Genomic DNA, 21782 nt, shown 5'->3' with positions numbered 1-21782 from the left:
CTGTTTTTATTGCTGAACACTTAAATGGTTAACAGCAACAACATATACCTGCATGATCAGTGATTAAGGTTTGATAGGATTTCATGTACCTGGTTTTTATCTTTCGGTTATTCGCTTGTATTCTATAAAAACTTTTATCGGGAAAAGAGCTGTGGAGATATTTATATAAACCTATAGCTTCTTATCTTTCTCCTTTTAGCAGGAGCAGGAATTAGCACCTTTTACATCATATAAAATTTGTACAGGTTGCCAAGACTTCATGGGGCCTTTCCCTCCGTCTTATCTCGATAAGCATTAAAGAACTGATGTGGCAAATATATAATTAAATCTATAAATCCTATAGATTTAATATATTTTATTTCTTATCATTGCAAAGCAGGTAGCCATTGATTGAACAGCTCCTCACAAATCACTCTTTAAAACAACTATTTACTATCAAAAAAATGCCCGATCAAAAAGCAAAACAAACAGCCCTTGGCGATGTAGCAGCCAGACAGTTAGCCGTAGCAACACGTACTGTTCCGCAATTATCAACCATTACACCACGATGGTTAACTCATTTGTTAAACTGGATCCCTGTTGAATCTGGTGTTTACAGACTAAATAAAGTTGTTGACGCCAACAATGTAGAAGTTGACTGCTCATCGCGCGATGAACGCGAACTACCTTCTACTTTTGTTGACTATGAAGAAAATCCACGCGAGTATAACCTGAGCGCTGTTAACACCGTTTTGGATGTACATACCCGTGTTTCTGACCTGTACAGCAAACCTTATAATCAAATCAGCGAGCAATTGCGCCTTACCATTGAAATAGTTAAGGAAAGACAGGAAAGCGAATTGATCAACAATACCGAATATGGTTTACTGAGCAGTATCGCCCCATCTCAGAAAATTAAGACAAGACTCGGCCCCCCTACTCCTGATGATCTGGATGAGCTGATAACCAAAGTTTGGAAAGAACCTGGATTTTTCTTGCTGCACCCGCTGGCCATTGCCGCTTTTGGCCGTGAATGTACCCGCCGGGGTGTACCACCGCCAACAGTATCGCTTTTTGGCTCGCAATTCATCACCTGGAGAGGTATCCCGCTTATTCCATCTGATAAATTACCTATCGTAAATAATAAATCAAAGATCATCCTTTTACGCACGGGCGAAAGTAGACAAGGAGTGGTAGGGCTTTATCAACCTGGCCTTCCCGGCGAGCAATCACCTGGTTTATCAGTACGCTTTATGGGTATCAACAACAAAGCTATCGCCTCTTACCTGGTTTCGCTTTACTGCTCCCTGGCTGTTTTAGTTGACGATGCTATTGCTGTTTTAGAAGATGTTGATTTAGGTAATTATCATGAGTACAAATATTAATCCAGACAACCTACCCAGTGCACAGGAACTGGAACAGTTGGCCAACCAGCTTTTTAAAGCCGCTCCAACGGGTTTCTTCGGTCATTCACAGGCATTTGCTCCACAGGGTTCAGCACTGCCCGGCGAACTACCAGGTATTGGCTCATTTGATGCGCCAATACCGCACACTGCGCCTGATCAACCCATTCCACCGAGTACGATTGGCGGTGGTGGAATTTCACCATCTGCCATAAACCAGGGGAATGCTGTAAATCTGAAAGATCCGCAAACCAGCTTTGCCGATCCTAATTTGAAAGGTGACCAACAAGCTTTGCCCCATTTACCTGCGTACAATCCGCCCGTTTTTGGTGGACAATTACCTACACAACAAGGCTTCAGTTACGATTCTTATTTAGAGAAAACAGATCTGATCCCCCATACTCCAACAAAGCAGCAATTTTCTATTGAACAGTTATCCGTAGTACCCGATAATCTATTACAGCTTCCTTATCAACAGGATCAGCATTTTGAAACAGAGCTTCGAAAAGTGCTTGATGGAATAAATACATCCAACTCTGCTGTTTCTGTTCCTTTTAATGGGGCATCGTTAACACCCGAGATCCCATTTTACTTTTTGAATGGCAACCATGGTTTACCGAGCGTAAAACCCACGGCTGATAAAGCCTCAAAAGCAGGGATCAGCAGTATTATAGATCTTCCTTTTGATGTAAATATTATCCGGCGCGATTTCCCAATATTACAGGAGCATGTTAATGGCAAACAATTAGTGTGGCTTGATAATGCCGCCACTACGCAAAAGCCTAAACAAGTAATTAACCGTATCAGTTATTTTTACGAACACGAAAACTCCAATATCCATCGCGCTGCCCATGAACTTGCTGCGAGGGCTACCGACGCTTATGAAGGCGCCCGCAGAAAAGTACAGGCCTTCCTGAATGCAGGCTCCATAAACGAGATCATTTTTGTACGTGGAGCTACCGAAGCTATCAACCTGGTAGCCAAAAGCTGGGGCGAACAAAATCTGCATCCCGGTGATGAAATTATAGTAAGTCACCTGGAACATCATGCCAACATTGTTCCATGGCAGCAACTGGTAACAAAAAAAGGCCTGAAAATAAAAGTTATCCCGGTTGATGATGATGGGCAGGTATTGCTTGACGAATATGTGAAACTGCTTGGCCCTAAAACCAAACTGGTTTCATTTACGCAGGTATCAAATGCACTGGGTACCGTTACCCCGGCCGCGCAGATCATACAACTGGCACACCTTGCCGGCGCTAAGGTACTGGTTGACGGCGCTCAATCGGTATCGCATATGCCGGTCAACGTACAGGCACTTGACGCCGATTGGTTTGTTTTTTCGGGACATAAAGTTTTTGGACCAACAGGTATCGGGGTGTTATATGGCAAAGAAGCTTTACTCAATGAAACCCAACCATGGCAAGGCGGCGGCAATATGATAAAGGATGTAACTTTTGAGCATACCCAATATCATGATGCTCCCGGCAGATTTGAGGCAGGGACAGGCAATATTGCCGACGCGGTTGGTCTTGGCGCTGCTATTGACTATGTTACCAAAATAGGTATGCCTGTTATAGCAAAGTATGAGCATTATCTGCTTGTATATGCTACTCAGCTTTTAAAAGAGGTTAAAGGTTTACGTTTGATAGGCACAGCACCCGACAAAGCAAGCGTAATATCATTTGTGCTTGATGGTTACAAAACCGAAGATGTTGGCGCGGCATTAAATAAAGAAGGCATAGCGGTTCGTTCAGGTCATCATTGTGCACAACCCATATTACGCCGTTTTGGTGTTGAAAGCTCTGTGAGACCGTCCTTAGCTTTTTATAATACCTGTGCCGAAATCGACCTGTTGGTAAACACGCTTCACAGCCTTAAACGATAACTGCTATATGAAGGACGATAAATTCGACAGTTTCATTGAGCTGCTTTATCAAACCCATAAAGCAGAGTGGGAAGCTACGCCATCCATCCGCGATTGTGTTGGCTGGTTATTTGATCTGTTTGAGTTCCTGTTCCCGAATAACCGGTCACACAAATTATCTATCTATGGCGGTCATTTGAAAAAGAACCAGATCGATCTGGAGAATATCCTGCTCAGCTACCTCGACCCTCGTGATGTCGATATACAAAAAGCAGTAAATCTTTTTTACGATTCACTCAATGAAATTTACCAGGACCTGCGGCATGATGCATCTATGATCTATGAAAACGATCCGGCAGCTATCAGTGTACATGAGGTTATCGTTTCCTACCCAGGCTTTTATGCAATAGCGGTTTATCGTATAGCTCATAAATTAACGCAGGCTTCCATCCCGATTTTACCAAGAATATTGAGCGAACATGCGCATGGTAAAACCGGGGTTGATATCCATCCCAAGGCAGTTATCGGTGTACCATTTTGTATTGATCATGGTACAGGCATTGTCATTGGGGCAACCAGCATTATAGGTAAAAACGTTACTATTTATCAGGGGGTAACATTGGGGGCATCGCAGGTTAGCAAGGTATTGTCAGATGTCAAACGTCATCCCACAGTTGAGGATAATGTGATCATTTATGCACGCAGCACCATATTGGGCGGCCGAACAGTGATTGGCCATCATAGCGTAATTGGTGGAAGTGTATTTTTAACAAAAAGTGTTCAACCTTACTCTCATGTGTTTAACACGCATCAGCTTAGGATAGAAGTAAAAGAAAGTTTGCAATAATATTTCATCATGGTTTCCAAACTCAGTTCGGCAGAGATCGTACACTTTTTACTCATACTTTTAATCATCCTTGTACCAGCACGTTTACTTGGTGAGCTTTGTCGCAGGTATAAACTACCGGCCATCATAGGCGAAATTTTTGCGGGTATCATTGTAGGACCAACTCTCCTGGGATTACTTTTTCCGGATCTGTTCAAAGGCATTTTCATTTCGGCCCCTCACGCTTTTGAAGCATTTGACGGGATAGCTAATATTGGTATCATCCTGCTCATGTTCATTGCCGGCTTTGAGGTAGATCTGAAACAGATCCGCCAAAATGGCAAGCAAGCTATCAGTATAAGTCTCACCGGCATTATATTTCCGTTTGCCATAGGGTTTGCTTCAGTTTGGTTTCTGTACCAAAGTCATTTTGCTAATGGCTTTAACAATCAGCTGGTAACGTCGCTTTTTTTTGGCACGGCTTTATCCATCACCGCGCTTTCGGTTATTACCAAGATCCTGCTTGACCTGGATATTCTGAATACCCGCATAGGCAACATTGTACTTACCGCCGCTATGGTTGATGATTTTTTGGGCTGGATACTGTTTTCGGTGATCATTCAACTCATGAACGCCGGTAAACAGGAAGCTTCTTTTTGGAAGGTGAGCACCGTTATAGTTTATGCCATTTTTATGTTAACGGCAGGGCGCTGGCTCATGCATAAACTACTGGCATTTGCGGGCAAGAAAAATAAACCGGGCAGAGTACTTACTGTAGCCGTTTGCTTGTGTCTCATTAGCGCCTGTATCACAGAAGGGCTTGGTGTTCGTGGCGTTTTTGGCGCTTTTTTAGTTGGCGTAGGTATTAATGATTCGGAATACTTTACCGAAAAACATAAACATGTGCTGCATCAGTTTACCATCAACGTGCTCGCGCCATTATTCTTTGCTTCCGTTGGATTAAGGCTCAACTTTATCGCCAATTTTAACCTTGAGGTTGTGGTCATCATTCTGATTATTGCCTGCCTTGCAAAGCTCATAGGCGCCGGAATTGGCAGCGCCTTGAGTGGCATGACCAAAAACGAATCCATAGCAGTAGCCTTCGGCATGAATGCCAGAGGCTCGCAGGAAATTGTTTTAGGCTTACTGGCCCTACAGGCAAAAATAATCAGCGAACCTGTATTTGAAGGCTTGGTGGTGATGACCGTGGTTACCATGATCATCTCCGGCCCAATTATGAAATACTACTTTTTAAAAGAACAAAATTTACAAGTATCTACTCCGCCTTTGTCACATCTGGTCAATTCAGATGAATAAATCAGAATAGCCTCTATTTCCGAATCAAATGGTCAAGGGCTCGGTATTGTCCACACAAACGTTTATTTTTGTTTGATCGAGCACCTCACCATTTTAGTTTTGCGGTGGAAAATTATAAGGCATCCATTGCGGGTAAACAGAAAGCCCTTTGTTTACACTATCGCTGATGGTTACACCCCAGATATTCCAAAATGGCGCCAGGTTTCTTTTTACAATGTTTGAGTAGGTTTTCACCCATAGATCTCGTTTTTGCTGATCATTTAACTCACCGATGCCTGGTCCAATTTTTTGATATTCTCTAAAAAAAGCTTTAAAGCTTTCCCAACCAAAGCCCTCCTGCATTTGGCGGAACATTATTAAACCCAAAAACGGGTCCTTTTTCCATTTTTCGTAATTGGCCCCTTCAGTAAAATATTTCTTCATCTGCTTTTGTGTATTGGCATTTGAAATTGCTGTATGTGCATTGTCTCGCCCACCCATCAATCTATCAAACATGTACAACGAAAAAAAGTTGTTACTTACTTCGGTTGTACCGCCAAATACCCAGTTCAGGTTTTGCATATTGTGACCTATTTCGTGAAAAAAGCCCCAATTGGCCCCACCACCGCTGGGCTTCATCAAAAGCTCTGGGTTAGCCATAATTTCGTTGGATAACATGTGTTTTGTAGGGGAGTGATGTATCATTATTGGATAACCACTATGCATATAGCCACCGCCAATATGCTCATCGGGAACCAAACGTTGCGCCCTGTAAAATGGTAAGGGCATTTGGGCAAGGTCCATTTCGCCCCCAATAATCAGGTCCCAAAGCTTCATTACTTCCTGTGGATTTTTAACAGTTTGCAAAACACTATCGGGCAAGGTTAAAATTACGTTTTCGGTAGCCATTTCACCCCAGGGCGCTTTGTTATTTTTGAGTTGGTTCTCCCAATCGCTTTGCGAGGTTTTGCCCAACACAAAAAGCGGGGCGGTTACGGCATGGCTAATTTTAAGATCAATTTTTCTGCTTTCGCTTTTCGGGTTTAGGTTAATGTAGATCAAACCACCAAAAGGCGAAGCCAGTTTGTTTACACCAACCACCAATTTTTGTGTTTTGGTAATGATGGGCATACGGCGCCAATCTTCGGTGCCCGCTACCCAATAATTCAGCCTATCGCTATGAGCGCCAATTTGCACTTCCAAATTATCGGTATTGGTATTTTTAGGTACGTCTATCTCAATATATTGCCCGGCTACGGCATACAAGCCGGTACTATACATGATATCATGATCATAACCCGAATAGCCTAAAGTGGATACAATACCTACCAGGCTAGCAGCTATTTTTTTGTGCGAGATACTTACAGTTTGGCTTACCAATTGATAACCTGGTTTTACCGCGCCCGGAAAAATTGCTGATGAAGGCTGCGCTTTGACGTTTTTATAATTGGTGCTTTTTAATATTTCATCGCTCCATTTGGCTATTGCCTTTCTAAAATCGGTATCGTTTTTAGAAAGGGGTTGTTGGGGAGAAATAAGAACTGTTGCCGGATCTTTTTGGGCAGTTTGAGCAAAGGCAGTAAGCCCGGCGGCTAAAAACACAATGGTTAATAATTTCTTCATGAATTGATTGTATGCGGTGTGTGATAAATTTTAGTTATAAGGTTCTAATCTTGTTAGCAATAACCATTAGACCATAGTGTCATAAATATAGAGTGCGGATAATAACAATCGTAATAAAATACCGCACAAACGTTTGATATGTTATTACAATTAAATTCTCTTCATTGAAACTACGCTTAACTTAATATCATTTACTGAATATATTTATGAACTTTGCCACATGGCGGGTATTGAATTTATAACTGTATTACAATTAGTTACATTCAAAAAGTAACAAATAAGTAACACTGCGATAGAATATTTATCACGCAGACTTTAAAATGGAGAATTAAATTTTAATTCGATACTATGACTTAAGCAGCCGTTGTACGTTTTTAAGTTGTTCCCTTACTTTCCTTTCTTCGTACTGGTCAAGGTATTAAGTTTAAAACCTGTTGGCTGTCATTCCTTAAATATAATAACTATTAAGGTTTCGAACATTTATGGTTACAAACTCGCGGCAGCGGGTTCTCTTTTGCCCTTCTGTGCCATAATATTTAGCAGTCATATCGTAAACAAAGGTGAGATCGAGTATATTTTTAGCCGTCTGTAGAAATTGTCGCTGGGAACATAGTCTGAAAGCTGGAAGCGGATGAAAAGTTTTTCCTGGTATTCTTTTTTGCCTTGCATGAAAGAAATCAGCAGGTTATTTAATGACGACAGGAAACAATTGTATTCTGTGATAGATGCTCTTATTAAGGATTACAAAGCCAAGAATACTAATTCAAAGCAACTCGTATTGAAAAAGTAAAAGCCCAACGAATGATTGGGCTTACTTATTACATCTCAATTCTTATTCACATGATATAGGCAGGGTTTACCAATCTTGCCAGCTTGAATCTTTATTATCTCGCCACAAACCTTGACCGACAATCAAGTTTACAATTGGTTTTAATGTAGCGTCAATTCCTAAGATGGTTCCTAATGGGACTATCCTTATATCCTCTTTTTCTACATCTGGCCCCGGCCCTGAAAACATTTCCCATACATGGTCTTCCCATTTAGCGACCTCAGTTATTGTTTTGCCTTTTAAAGCATTAAGATCAGTTATTACATAAGAATTTTTAGGCGCATCGATATTCCAATCCGTATATAGCCATTTCCAAACAGGGTCATTTGGAATTACTGCATCTGACATTAGTGGTGTGTCCAATGTTCTTTCTATAGGAATAATTTGATAAGCCGTGATTTTATCTACACTATAATAATCATAAACTCCTAACATTAATTTTTCACACCAAGATGAATCTACAGTACCTAAATAGAAAACGTCGTTGTCGGATAATGAAAACTGAGAATTAACTGTAGATCCAGATTGTAGCTTTTCATATATATGTCCAAATATAAATTCATTCTCTTTTATAGATTTAAATCCTCCTGCAATAATCAATTCAAAACCGAACCTTTCGGATAATCCTATTGAATAAGAAAAATTTGGATTTTGCCCACCATTGACTAGCGTAATATGATAGCCATTTTCATCAATGTTTTTTCTTATGATGTCTAAAAATTCCGTATTTGTCATTGTTCATTAATTTTTACTATGTAAATATGTATGACACTCTTTGCAAACAGGAACTGTTTTTTTGCCGCCATCTGCATGTCTATCTGGATAATGATGTGGCCTTGTATCTTTTGCTTTTGTTTCATTACCACAATTAGCGCACTTATTGTCATTATCTTCTCTTTCTTTTGCTTTTTCTTTGGCTGAAGGAACTCTTTGTTTCGCTCTTTCTGAAGGAGGGACTGTTCCTTTGCCAGTTGGAGATTTTTCAAGTTTTCCTGCTGTACCTCTTTCTGTTGTATCACCCTTTTTACTTGTATTATTGTTAATAATAGTGGGAGCAGTTCGTGGCAAATAGCTATTAACTCTGGTATTGTCTCGAGACATTACTGGATGATCGCCCGAGCTAGAAGGAAAAGAACCACTCAAATGAGGGAGATGTTCGCTCAAGTACGCTAGACCGGCACCTGCCCCTGCACTAAGTAAAATTCCTCCCGCAAGTAACGTTCCTGTACCAAGGCTTCCGACTTCAACCGTTTCGGCAGCTGCTGCGCCCCCTCCAAGTATCTGTAATTCCAGTTCGCAACATGGTTCTCTACCATCCGGATCGGTTAATTTAACAGGATTATCAAACACATATCCATAAGGCGTAGTGCTTTCCTGATCCTCTTCAACTAATGGATCCACGCTCGTCCACCTGGCAATAACTGGATCGTAGAACCTGGCGCCATAATCGTATAAACCCAGGTTTTCCTGCAACTCTTTCTTATTGTAAAGATACTCATTTTTTGGACTGGCCACACTGGTGCTGATCTCCATCCCGAAGGCATAGTAATCATCCACCTGTACCTGGCGGGCTGTGCCTGTGCCCGTATCAAAGTTCACCCGGCTATTGCCCAGGTGGTCGGTTAAGCTGTATTCGTAGTTGTAGGTTGTGGCATCTTTCGGTAAGGCCCGGCCTTCTTCCGTCTGGATAAAACTGATCGTTGAGGATGCTGCTGTGCCATCATATTGAATACCAGAGATATAATCCGTTTTATTGGTACCGATCAATCTGCTTAGTTTTTGCCCTGTGGCATCATAAGTATAGGTAGTGCTTTTGCCTGTGATCGCCTGCGGCAGATTCAGTAAATTGTAGCTGATACCGGTGATCCCTTTGCTGTTGTCTGCTGTCAGGTTACCGTTACCATCATAAGTATAATTGGCTGTACCGCTTTTCAGCCCCGCATTGCTAGGATTCGCATCCGTCACGCTTTGCAGGGTATTTGTCCCGGCCGTGTAGTTGTACGTCAGCTGGTCGATTTGCGCATTGGCCGCGTAACGTTTCAGCGCCGTAATATTGCCCATCGGGTCGTAGGTAATACCGTTCTCATTATTCCCTGTAGTTGAATTGGCCGTGATGAGCCGGTTCAGCTGGTCATAGCCATAGGTATAGTTATTGTTCAGCCCTGCCGACGTTCCCCAAAGCTGGTAGGCGATATTTCCGTTATATTGCTTATTGCTGCTATTTTCGTTGTAATATAAAGCTTCAGCGAACATAGGCGCGTTGCTAATCGACAACCAGCCCCGTTCGTTATAACTATAAGTGATGGTTTGTTTAAAGGTGACACTGTCTGTACTGTGCAGGTTTTTCTTCCATACTTGCCCCAGTTCGTTATATTCTATCTTCGACAGGATCGGTCTCATATCAGCCGGCTGGAGCCCGCTCAGGAGCCCGTTCTGGAGCTGTTCCCGTGTCGTCAGCTTCCTGCCCATATGGTCATAGCTGTAGTCGTTTATGATCGTCAGCCGCGGCGTTCCCATCGTCGCCCGGGTAAAATGTCTCCGGTTGATGTTGGTTACCTGGTCATTGAAATTGTAAGTATTCAATACCACATCAAAATTGGCAGTGTCTGCTACGGCACCCAGATAATGTTGTTTATAGCTCCGGATGTTTCTTCCCTTATCATCATAATAATTGACGTCCAAAAGCATATCAGGGGTAGGATTGGTGATCGTATTCAATACCGCAGTCGTACTGGCTGTCAGCAAGCCCTGGGTCATCATACTTACTCCGTTGGTTACTTTATAACCAATAGGCAGTTTCGGAATATTGTAATCGTCATAATAATTGATTGTCAGTGCTTTGCTCAGTGTAGGATAACTACTCAAAATATAGCCGGTTGGGTAATTTGCCAGGGTATTGGTACTATCCCGCTTATCCCATTGCTTTTTGCCATAGATACTATCCTGTAGGGTTTTTAGTATTTTGGCAGAGCCCGCATTCCATAACCCAGTCAAAATCACCCTTCCCACACCATCGTATTTGGTTACTGTCCATTGGTTGGCTTGTCTTTGAAGGCTGTCCTGGGTCAATACCGGCTGATCCAACTTGTTATACACGGTAAACTCCCAGCCCTTGCCCGGGATTTTCTTTTGGGTTAACCTGTTTCTTTCGTCATATCGGTAGGTATAGCCCAGGCTGCCCGCATAGGGTGGGATGCTGGCAGCATCCGGGTTGGTGCCAGGTGGCAGTACATAGGCCAGGTTGCCCAGATTGTCATACACATAATATGTCGACAGGATCTGCAATGCGTTTTCCGCACCGTTAAACGTCCGTTTCAGCACCACATGGCCCTCTTTATCTTTGTATTCTTCCGTTGTACCACTTCTGCCGCTCACCCAGTTCTCATCTTTGCTGACGGTTACATATAGCTGACCCGATTTATAAAAATTCACCTGGTTATTGCCTAATACCAGCGTCCGGCTGCCGTTGGCATTAATCGTGGCGGTATACAACATGGCCAGCATCGTACCTGAGGTATTAGAAAGAGGTATCTCGTTATTGGTCGTGTACACGATCTTCTGGGTATGACCCGCCGCGGGCTGCCAGTCGGTTCCCGGCGCCCCTTGTTCCAGGACCCTGTTTAAAGGTGATGGTTCAAAATTCGTGACAGCGAAAGGGCCGCTGACCGCGGTTACTCCTGCTGGGGGTGCAGCGTAAAACTGGCTTTGGCCTCCACTCAACGCGTTGGTTTTATAGCTTCCATCATTACTACCTGTGGTAACATAAGGTAAATATTTCTGCGCTTCCCGTCCGAACTGATCATAGGCAACCGGCTGAATTACATCATTTCGGGCCGGGCTTCCTTTTACTTCCACTGTTTGCAGCGGCCTGCCCAACCCGTCGAAGTACTGTACCGTCTGGTTCACATCGCCTATTTTCATAGCGGCCAGCTGTGCCGGGCCGCTGATCGCGCTTATGCCTGTACGCAAGGTACTAGTGACAATATAATTCATTGCCTGGCTGGGATTGGTACCCATTACCAGGGAAGCACCGGTGACGGTAACCCCTGCGGCTACTGAGCTGAGGATTAACCCATTGCTGGTAACCGATCGGCGGTAATAGGTGTTTGCTGTCAATGCACCGGGGCTATAGCTATCAGATGTTGCTCCGGGTATATTTGCCCAGGATACATTATCAGCTGATTGTTGCCATTGATATGCATAAACATTGTTCCCGCCGGTGGCTGCTGTAGCAATCAAGGATGCGGGAGTTGTACCGTAAGCAATACTTTGACTGGAGGGGCTGATGGTACCGGCGATCAACTGCGGGTACACGGTAACCATGGCCGTACTGCTCGTTGCGTTAACACCATTGCTGGTAGACACAAGACGATAATATATAGTACTTGTCAATATGCCGGGTGAGTAGCTTAATGCCGTGGCCGAAGGGATATTGGTCCAGGTAGTGCCGTTTGGTGAGCTTTGCCATTGATAGGTATAGCTACTACTGCCTCCTGTAGCCGCCGTACTGGTTATGGCCGCAGCGGCGGTATTGTAATTGATGGTTTGCGACACCGGGCTGATGGTTCCGGCTGTGAACTGTGGATACATGGTCACCGCGGCTGTATTACTGGTTGCAGTCGCCCCATTACTGGTCACCACTAGTTGATAATAGCTCGAAGCCGCGAGCGTACCCGGTGCATAACCTAAACCCGTTGCCCCGCTGATAGGCGTATAAGGGCCACCCGATGCTGCGGCGCTTTGCCATTGGTAGGTATAGGTTCCGTTACCTCCTGTCGCCGCTACTCCGGACAGGGTTGATGACGGAACATTATAGTTTAGCGTCTGCGACGCTGGCGTTACTGCACCAGCCAGCAACTGCGGGTATACCGTCACGGTGACACTATTACTTGTCTTGGGCAGACCGTTGCTGTTAACGACCAGTTGGTAAGAGGTAGTAGCTACCAGGTTAACGGGCCCGTAGTTCTGTGTTGTTGCTCCTGTAATATTTGTATAGGCGGCGCCACCTGTCGAACTCTGCCACTGATAGGTATAAGTCCTGCTACCGCCTGTTGCGGCCGTACTGGTTAAAGTTACAGCACTATTGTAATTGATCGTTCCAGCCGATGAACTGACTGTTCCTGGCACCAGCAAAGGATATACGGTAACCGTATAAACACCGGTATATACCGTCTCTGAATTACAGATGGTCCTGAGGCGGTAGCCTGTTGTTGCGGTCAGTGTGCCTGGTGTATAATTTGTCCCCGTTGCTCCACTGATATCAGTGAATGTATTATTCCCATCGGTGCTTTGCTGCCATTGATAGCTATAGCTGCTGTTGCACATACCTCCAGTGGCAGTCGTTGAACTGATCGCGGCAGGCGCTGTTCCATAGTTAATGGTGATCCCGGAAGAACTGATCGTTCCTGATACCAGATGGGGGACTACATTCACCACAGTTGAATTGCTGGTAGCTGATTCGCTGTTGCAGGTTACCCGTAATTGGTAATACATCGTTTGGGTGAGTACTGGGGGCGTATAAGAAGTACCCGTAGCGCCGGACACGGGATAAAAGTCAGTGCCATTAGAGGAGGAAGTCCATTGATAGCCATAGTTGTTATTACAATTGCCTCCACCCACGCTTGCGGGAGAAACGACAATAGTGGCCGGTGTCGATCCGCTGAAGATCGTTTGCGTTGAAGGGTTGGCACTACCCCCTGAAAGGGGTGGAAGGATATTGACGGTGGCCACACCCGAATACCCGTTGTTGCCGGAATTGGTCGATACGTATCTGCGGTAAGAGGTAGTTTGCGCCGGTGCCGAAGAAAAGCTGAGATCCTGACCGGTAGCGCCTGGTACATTGGTCCAGTCAGCCTGATTGGTGCTTTGCTGCCATTGATAGCTATAACTGATCGGTGCGCAACCACCGGCGCTGGCCGCTGAACAGCCAATAGTAGCCGGTGTCGTTTTGTAAACACTCTGGCCCACATTGGAAGTTATATTTCCCGGCACCAGAGGGGAGGAAGCACTAACGGTTAATGACGCGTCCTGGGGTGTAGAGCTGTATACATGGCAAAAAACCGTTCCGCTGCTCACGCCCGTATTCCAGACTACGGATATACTTGACAGGCCGGTGCCATTCTGACTATTACTGCTGGTCCCCGCGATAAGACCTCCATTTACCTGCCATTGCGTGGGCTGACCCGAAGTGTAACTGCTGCTGACGCTATAGGTATAAGTCTGACCCGCAGTAGGACAGGTAGTACCCGAAATCGACATTTGTGCCTGCGATCTAAAAGCCGATAACATAAAAAGAGAAGTTAACAGCAGGCAAGCTTTGATATTTTTGATCATTTTGAAATAGAGATATAGGTTGTGCCTTCGGTTTATTGTCCCTGATAATGATAATCTATACGCTTGATGATCTTACCATCTTTATCCTTCACATTCATCAGGCGCTGAAAATTGTCATACTCATAAGTCGTTGTCTCACTTTTGGGATCTGTCATACTCGTCATGCCAACTAAGGGATCATAGGTATAGCTGGTCATCAGAGCGTCCTTGGGGTAGATACGAATATCATCATAGGCGTCTCCGCCAGTCATTGTAAAACCTGTTCCTGTATAAGTTTGCCCGACTTGATACTTCCAGGTACCGCCGCTGCGGTACCAATAACTGATTACATAAATACGGCTATTGGGCTTTGTCCAGCTTATCGCTGCATTGGTTGTATATTTTAGTCCTGTATGCGCTATTCCTGTAGTTACCCCTGTTGCTGTACTTTCTTCAAAACCTTCATAATAAAACTCTGAGGATAGCGCATTGGTTATTTGAGCTATTGGATATTGGTTGTAGTATCCCCACTTGTAGCTTAAAACCGGTGCGTTTGTTTTTTGCTGTTCCTGAATGTTACCATAAATATCATATTTATTAAACCTTACCCTGTTCTCACTCGGATTGGACAACACCTGACCATCGACTGTCTGGGGTAATAAAAGATTAGTATTACCAAACCAGTCATTATAATTAATACTTGATAAGGTTTGTTGTACGCCGTTTTTTAATTGCTGAAACTTTACAATGGGGGATATAATATTTCTGGAAACCATTGTCTGGTAGACATTTCCTCCTGCTGCAAGGTCATGGGGATACTTAATTACATCGGTCAGGTTATCTCCGATACTGTTAAAAGTCTCTTTCCGGGTTGGTAAAATGTGAGTCGGATCATCATAATAGTTGTTATTAACAGCGATGATCTTATTTCCTGCATCATTAAAGGTCGTGTCTGATTCTGACTGGAGCAATATGGCACCGGTATAAGTTGGTATCCGGCCCATAAAAAAATGGGTTCTGGAAGCATCGCCAACATGGTTCGGTGAGCCGGCCCTGGTAATGCTAGTGTCCTTGGAAAGCTGACAGCCGCCATCCCTTATATATAGGGGTTTAATTTTTAGCTGCAGCAAAGTATCTGGACGGTATATTTGATAGTTGTATTGTTTAATACTAACCGGACTGTAAGAACCACCAACTGATTTATAAGTGTACTCTTGTTTTAAAAACCCGTTTCTCCAGTTATGAGAAATAAGCCAGACCCCCATTGTTCCATAATCTGCAATCGGCAATCCGGCCTGATCACTAAAAAACGTGTAGGTGAATATCTTTTTGCCATTTGCAGCGCCATTATTGTCGGTATCAAATTTAGTTACTGCACCATAAACAACGGGGCTTCCGCTGAACTGTGTTGCCGGATAAATACCCCTTGAATAATATACAGCTTTTATATTTGATGTAGTGATAATACAAGAATTAGGTTGTAAGGGGGGTTGGGAGCCACTTTCATAGAACGGGTTCTCATAATTAATAAATAAGTACGAGGCCGCCGTTAAAAGCTGACCTGTACCATCATTACCATACTGATATTTCTCCTTATTTATAAAATTGCCATTATTGTCATAATTGGTAATTGTGCTTACCCTTAAGCCGCCGCCTGTTTTAATCGTAGTACCACTAACTGGCACCGACCAGGAGACTTGACAGGTGGCGGACACCCTGGAGTCCGCAGTATAAATATTGGTAGTGATCACGTAGGTATGCCCCGTAACCAGGGAAAGAGCTATAGTTCCTGTGCTGTAACTTTGTCCGGGGCTGCTCACATTATTGACCAGAAAAATTTGTTGTCCTGTAGTTTGGTCAACCATTTTTATCTGTGGTCTGTCGGTTACGCCGGGATAATTGTAGGCAGAAAGGGTGGCACTGTAACGGAAAGCTTGTTGAACAGTGCTGCTGACCGTAAAGCTGGTCGTGTTGCTAAGTTGCACACTTCCGTAAGCGTCACAGTTAACAGATTGCGTTTGCATCGTTGAATAATCCTGCGGATATTGATGCGGTTCAAATTCAAAAACTGACTTTCCTTTTGTCGGATACTTTATCGACTGAAGCATACAGGCCTGCACATAGGTGTTGGTGCTATCAGGATCCACATTGGCCTCTCCTATAGTTCGATAGGTACCACTCCAAAGTACTGTTTGGATGGGCATTAATGTACGATTATTGAACTGTCCGTTATTATATCCCCAGATATCCTGCCCGAAAGACTCATTTGGTGCTATGGGGCTATTATTATAGGTCATTTGATAGGATTGAGTTGGCAATCCTGCGTTTACAGGTAAATAAGCTACGGAATCTAATCTCAGGCGATAATTCCTATTATCTGGAGTTTTACTGGTGGGATTACTATAAAAATAGGATTGATAAAGTTTAATGTTTTTAATCAATTGAAAAGCCCCATTCAATTTGGAATATACCTTTACACTATCCATTCGCAACTCAGAAGTTCGGTCTGATCGATCCTGTTTATTAGAAAAGGTGATTTTTCCTCCGCGCCAATCAATTTCATTGGGGATTAATTCTATACTGTGGGAAATTGTTGAAACAGATGAACTTTGACGAGTGTAATTTCCGTCACCGGGCTCATCACCTAAGATATTAGAGAAACTCCAGTTATGTTCTAAATCACCATTAACCGATGTGTATTTAAAGTATATCGTGTCCGCCAGATTTGGTGAGATCATTTTCGATAGTCGCCATGTACTGGTGTAGCTGCCCGGACCAGTCGCGGATTCGGATACCATTTGCGTTCGCTCCTGCTGATCGAATAGATAAACCAGCCCCTGGTCATCCGTTATTTTAAAGTTATTGCCAGTTGTTCTTTCAATGCGGTTATTAGTCACCGGTATTTGCATAATCGTACCATTGGGACGGTACATGAATTTGCCACTGCTGCCGTTTAACGTATAGGAAAAAACATCCGGTTGGGTTTCCTTTGCATTATCCCTTACATCGAGTATATATTGGGCGAACGCCAGCTTTCTGGGCAACCTGTAGTTGGTATACAGATAGTAATTATACAGGGAATCTAAGGAAAGAGCAGAAAGATAGCCCCCGCTATTTTCATCAGGTAAACCGATCATGCTCCGGGAGATCTCCCCTATACCACTTAAAGCCCAACTGGTACCAACGCTCGATGATACCTCATCCACCCTTACCCCCCCTCCATGATAATCGAGAGATAATGGTATTTTGATTTTGCCTACGTTTATTTCGTAAAGTGGGATGGTTACTGAAGGGATTCCTGTAGCATAGCTTACCGGAACGTCCCCAAATTTACCCAGACTGGCTGCATTTGGAGAAACGGTACTTACCGGGATAATATTTTGAAAGTCGGCTGCTGATTGAGCAATGGCATGGAATGATACAAATAATATAAAAAAAACAAGGGTAAAAAATTTCATTACTTAATTGAATATGATGAGTTTATGGTTCTGGTGAGGTTTTAGCTTTAATTGATTTGCTATTAGACGGTAGCTTGCGCTTTTGATTCAAATCTGATAATGGTTAATAGCAAAATTAGAGTGGCAAGTATTTTCATACTCATATTCTCAGAGAGCTTTAAGTTAAGCCTGGGATATATACTTAGTTGAATAATTACAGCTGTGGGCTCTATTCTTTTTTTAAAATTCAATTCGATACCGATAGATATACTTTTGGAAGTTTAATCTACAAGCGAGGAAGAGAAATTAGCGGCGTCTGATAATAGACTTGTGCTTACACCAACGGACTTCCTAAATGGTGCAGTGTCAAGAGCCGGATAGAGAGGGTTTAGATAATTGCAATTTTTCTCATTATTAAATTGCTTGTTTATTAAAGTAGATAAAATCAACGGGAGATTTTGCTGTGTTTTTTTCATGTGATAAGGCGGTTCCAGTTCCAATAAAGGTTAAGTTTAACCTAATTAATATTTGCTTAAGTATACACAACGTAACATGCATATACTGGTATAAGTATATGAAAAATTAGCGGTATGCGCAATAGGTGTTTTAACGGATTCATAAATCCGTTAAAACACCTATTAAACTCAAGCAATATTTTTTCTTAGACTATTCTAATATGTAATTTAATTTGTACTGGTATTTTTTGTTCGTAAAACTATGACTTCAACGAGCATAAAATAGTGTTAGAGTTTGGTAGTATTTAAATAGCACGCTCTTTTAAAATTTTGATATACGATAAGATCTCGTTAATGGTGCTGGCTATGGTTTGCAATTGGCTCGGCGGTTCCGGAAACCTCATTTTCGGTAGATCTCCTGTTGAAACACTTGCAAGGTATTTCGCGGGTTTGTGGCCAGTAGCCGTACACCACTTGTGGAGACACCTTACGCCACCTCATAATTTCGCCCATAAATTTGTTATGCATACCCTCCGTTTGCACCAGGAAAACTGTTGGTGCAAGCCGTTGATAGCGCCAGACATGTGCTTCCTTGTCCACTATTCGCCCTACACCCTCCTGGACTTTCATGTTTTCAAAGCGCAGTTGAGTGCCCAAAAAGCTTAACCGGGGGGTGAACGGCTAGTAATTTGATTTCCACACGGTAATCTTTTTCCTTCATTTCTGCAATTGTCCTGGTGATGTCCGAGCCCGATGAAAACGTCGTTTCCATGATATAATTCAGGCGGTTGCCCTCACAATATTCCCGCAAACCGTTTTTCTAGCCCTGCGCATAGCCGGATGTCAGTTCAGGGTAATAAGCTTCAAATTTGTGTTTGATTTCCTCACCACGGGGATGAAAGTCGCGAAAAAGGTCGGCATTACAGTTAACAACATTACCGCCTAACTCCTTTTGGGCCAAGTCTTCTAATTGGGTTTTACCCGCTCCGGGTTGAGCCCCTATAATAACGACAACAGGAACTACCGAACGAGTTTTTCCCAGCCGTGAAACGGTCAATGATGCGTTGCTGCCGCTCGCTGACCTGTTGATCACTAAGAGGATATAGCTTTTCTAACGATTTAGTCAGGTCGACCGAAAAGGCGCCTAAAACCGGAGTTTTTTTTCTCAGCTGCTAAGATGGGTTGGTATTTTTCAATCAGTTTACGCATCTGCTCCTGGCTAGAGAAGTTCTCCGGCTGCTCAACCATCGCCTCGTTGCCCAATGCTTTCAGTTCATCAATGCGCTGCTGATCATGGTTAGGTTCATTTCGCTCGTTCATTTCTTCGCGGTCCACCAGTGCAACCAGCCCGTGTAAGATTGAATGGGCGCTCTCCGTCAGTTCAAACCAATCCAGGGGATTTTGCTCTTTTACTGGCGCTGCGGCAGCTAAGGGTAGGTTGAGCTGTTCTGCGATCTTTACATCTTTACATATTCCTCGTAGTCAAATACGGCTCTCACAGGTGTCCAGTTAGCGTCTCTCTCAAATTGTGGTTCTTTAATCTTTTCCATAACGTTAATCAAATTAACAAAATTTTTGGTGGTTTTAAAGGGCAGCCGCAACGGCGGCTACCTGATTTCATATTGTTTTTTATTGTTATTTACCAGCATGTAGGTTCATAAGGTGCGTAAGCAACCCATATGCAGCTAGAAGAAATCCTATACCCAAAATACAGTAAGTACTCCATGAAAAAATAGTTTTGTAGTACTCCGGGCTCCTGAGTTGGTCAGAAAACAGTTGCCATTTCCTGGTGATAGGCTTAGGCCCGTTTTCGATGGTTACCTTAATTTCCGATAGCTGGGTGCCGACAACTTTACTTACACTGGCCAGCCCGGTTTCTATAGCCTTATATACACCGGATAAGTCCGGTTGCGGTGCCGTCACCTGGATATTGGCTACACGTTTATCAAATGTTTCACGCTGTTCCTTGTTTTCAGCAATTAACTGTTTAATGAGGCTGTCTTTTTCCAGTAAGGCTGCTGAGTTTCCATATACGTCTGCATCTTTTCTTCGTGATGGAAGATATTTGTCAACATTTCTGTCATGGTAACTTCGTCAATTTGGGTTTCTTCATTTTTCATGATATTGCTAATTAATTGGTTCACTTCTAAATTTCAATTCTTATCTGTGCATGTGATAGCTTTGATCCTGTTCATGCTTCTTTTTTCTTTTTCGGCTCGGTGTAGCCGGTTCTTCTTCGGGCATCTGCTGAAGCAGCCCGGCTGACAGCTCCCCTCCAGCCGCCAGTGCTGTCCTTAAGTAATGCTTTTCCGACTCTTGCTTCAGATAATGTGTTTCCGGTTCCTGTTTCAGGTATCGCCTTTCCGGTTCCGCTTGCAGGCCGATCCGTTGATCCTCTTCCTGCGCCTGACTGATCACCGCCCTTAACTGCTGGGCCAAGCTCTTTGATTGCTGTTGTTGATGTTGGGCCTGTTCCGGTTTGAGCTTTTTTTCTATCTCGCCAGACTGTGGCCAACCTTGCTCCCTTTAAACCGTACATGCTGCTGGTCGGTAAGCGATGCCCCTGCCAAGCTCTACCTCATAGCCTTTTTGTTCCATGTAATTTTTGACCTCTTTTATATTGTGACATTGTTTTATCGCTTTGGCAAGTTGCTGTTTTAGGCTTTCCTTGCGCTGGTCGATCCGTTGACTTTGCGATACCCTTTGTTCCGGTGCCAGGAACTTATTGGGGCTGAGTACCTCGGTAAGTTTATATACCCGCTCAATGCCGCGGCAAAATTCCGCCATCCGTTTATAACTGTTGCTGTCGCTGGCAGTCGGACCTTCATAACCGATTCTGTTGGCCACAATATGTAAGTGTTCGTGTGCAGTATCTGCATGGGTAATGACTACATATTGTTTATCCGCAAAGTCAAATTTCTGAGCCAGCGCCGCCGCGATGTCCGCTTTGTCCTGCCTATCTAACTGGTGAGCGTCCAGGTGCGCCAGACTGATGGAAATGTGAAAGACCGGTCTGCTGACCTTTGGGTTCAGCGCAGCAACCTCGACAAATTGCCGGATTAATTCTTTTTTGTTGCCGAAACATTGATTGTAATAAATCACCTCGGCCTGTTTCTTCTCCATTTCCAACTTTTGTAGTTCCTCATTTTCCTGCAACCGGCCCTCGTGCAGATATTTCATGCAGCCCCAAAAACTTTTACCTGTTGTGATTTTTCCGATCATACTAAATAGGTTTTTACTTCTTTAACCAATGTTTGCAGTCCCCGGACCTCCTGGTTCAAAAGGGCCCTGTCCAGCGTATTCAGGTCTTCTCCCTTGTTCCGTTTCTTAGCGATTTGGTTCAGATTGGCCGCCATATGGTTTAATATACTGGTGAACTGCAACACTTCTCTCGGTAAGGTCTTTACCGTCACCCTGCCATTTAAACCTAATTGCCGCAGGTAAACGGATACATTTGTCCTTGCACGTTTGGCATTGCCCTGGATCATCTTTTTTTCAACGATATTGCACATCACCGTCAGGTGCCGATCTCTTTTGATCGGTGCTTTTGGGCGGCCGCCCTTGCCCCCGGTCCGTTTTTTCTTTACTGGTGATTCCATATAGATGTATATCCGATTAGACCTAAATCTGTCTTAATAAAGCCTCCCCCCCGAATGCGATAGCATGAGAGGGGCCAGCGAGTTTCGGCAGGGCCGAAACATAGCTGGCTCCACAAAAAACGAAAATACCGATGCCGCCATGCCGATCCTTTTCAT

Annotated in this window: 14 protein-coding genes, 1 pseudogene and 1 riboswitch; of the genes and pseudogenes, 4 read left to right on the top strand and 11 right to left on the bottom strand. The window is 43.7% G+C overall.

From position 1 onward, the window contains the following. Window positions 1-178: 178 nt before the first annotated feature. Window positions 179-294, bottom strand: a riboswitch (SAM riboswitch). A 149-nt stretch (window positions 295-443) separates the two neighbouring features. Genes BLR84_RS18880 through BLR84_RS18865 form a run of 4 tightly spaced genes read left to right on the top strand, consistent with a single transcriptional unit; the run spans window position 444 to window position 5392 of the window. Beyond that, complete coding sequence (locus BLR84_RS18880) at window positions 444-1364, top strand: family 2A encapsulin nanocompartment shell protein (protein ID WP_090471241.1); 921 nt, start codon at window positions 444-446, stop codon at window positions 1362-1364. After that, complete coding sequence (locus BLR84_RS18875) at window positions 1348-3270, top strand: family 2A encapsulin nanocompartment cargo protein cysteine desulfurase (RefSeq protein WP_090471239.1); 1923 nt, start codon at window positions 1348-1350, stop codon at window positions 3268-3270. Before BLR84_RS18880 ends, BLR84_RS18875 begins: the two co-directional genes overlap by 17 nt. A gap of 7 nt (window positions 3271-3277) precedes the next feature. Further along, the gene (locus BLR84_RS18870; RefSeq protein ID WP_090471237.1) at window positions 3278-4096 is read left to right on the top strand and encodes a serine O-acetyltransferase; all 819 of its coding nucleotides are present in this window, start codon (window positions 3278-3280) and stop codon (window positions 4094-4096) included. 9 nt (window positions 4097-4105) lie between these two features. Further along, a complete protein-coding gene (locus BLR84_RS18865; protein ID WP_090471235.1) occupies window positions 4106-5392 on the top strand; it encodes a cation:proton antiporter in 1287 nt (428 codons plus the stop codon). Window positions 5393-5485: 93 nt separating this feature from the next. On the opposite strand, the gene BLR84_RS18860 is transcribed toward BLR84_RS18865, so the two are convergent. From BLR84_RS18860 to BLR84_RS18815, 11 genes and pseudogenes are all read right to left on the bottom strand, one after another. Then, on the bottom strand, window positions 5486-6994 hold the full coding sequence (locus BLR84_RS18860) for a M60 family metallopeptidase (RefSeq protein WP_090471233.1): 1509 nt from the start codon (window positions 6992-6994) through the stop codon (window positions 5486-5488). An 856-nt stretch (window positions 6995-7850) separates the two neighbouring features. Beyond that, window positions 7851-8558, bottom strand: coding sequence for a DUF4262 domain-containing protein (locus BLR84_RS18855; RefSeq protein WP_090471231.1), 708 nt, complete (start codon window positions 8556-8558; stop codon window positions 7851-7853). Window positions 8559-8564: 6 nt separating this feature from the next. Further along, window positions 8565-14156 carry a DUF6443 domain-containing protein gene (locus BLR84_RS18850; protein WP_090471229.1) on the bottom strand — a complete coding sequence of 1864 codons (5592 nt, stop codon included), beginning with the start codon at window positions 14154-14156 and terminating at the stop codon, window positions 8565-8567. A gap of 32 nt (window positions 14157-14188) precedes the next feature. Next, entirely contained in the window at window positions 14189-17593 is a 3405-nt protein-coding gene (locus BLR84_RS18845; protein WP_090471227.1) for an RHS repeat domain-containing protein, read from the bottom strand. A gap of 1068 nt (window positions 17594-18661) precedes the next feature. After that, a pseudogene (locus tag BLR84_RS30410) lies at window positions 18662-19120 on the bottom strand (zeta toxin family protein). Between the two features lie 26 nt (window positions 19121-19146). Beyond that, window positions 19147-19362, bottom strand: a complete 216-nt coding sequence (locus tag BLR84_RS18830; protein ID WP_143013945.1) for a hypothetical protein — start codon at window positions 19360-19362, stop codon at window positions 19147-19149. Window positions 19363-19662: 300 nt separating this feature from the next. After that, window positions 19663-19950, bottom strand: coding sequence for a hypothetical protein (locus BLR84_RS18825; RefSeq protein WP_090471219.1), 288 nt, complete (start codon window positions 19948-19950; stop codon window positions 19663-19665). 56 nt (window positions 19951-20006) lie between these two features. Continuing rightward, window positions 20007-20147 carry a hypothetical protein gene (locus BLR84_RS30095; RefSeq protein WP_176852104.1) on the bottom strand — a complete coding sequence of 47 codons (141 nt, stop codon included), beginning with the start codon at window positions 20145-20147 and terminating at the stop codon, window positions 20007-20009. A gap of 40 nt (window positions 20148-20187) precedes the next feature. Next, window positions 20188-20466, bottom strand: a complete 279-nt coding sequence (locus tag BLR84_RS30405) for a hypothetical protein (protein WP_255366986.1) — start codon at window positions 20464-20466, stop codon at window positions 20188-20190. An 87-nt stretch (window positions 20467-20553) separates the two neighbouring features. Then, on the bottom strand, window positions 20554-21249 hold the full coding sequence (locus BLR84_RS18820) for a relaxase/mobilization nuclease domain-containing protein (RefSeq protein ID WP_255366985.1): 696 nt from the start codon (window positions 21247-21249) through the stop codon (window positions 20554-20556). Next, the gene (locus BLR84_RS18815) at window positions 21246-21626 is read right to left on the bottom strand and encodes a plasmid mobilization protein (protein ID WP_090471217.1); all 381 of its coding nucleotides are present in this window, start codon (window positions 21624-21626) and stop codon (window positions 21246-21248) included. The genes BLR84_RS18820 and BLR84_RS18815 overlap by 4 nt, the downstream gene beginning before the upstream one ends. Window positions 21627-21782 lie beyond the last annotated feature (156 nt).

It is taken from the genome of Mucilaginibacter sp. OK268, assembly GCF_900103125.1.
Classification (GTDB): Bacteria; Bacteroidota; Bacteroidia; order Sphingobacteriales; family Sphingobacteriaceae; genus Mucilaginibacter.
This window is presented reverse-complemented; position numbering and strand designations above follow the sequence as displayed.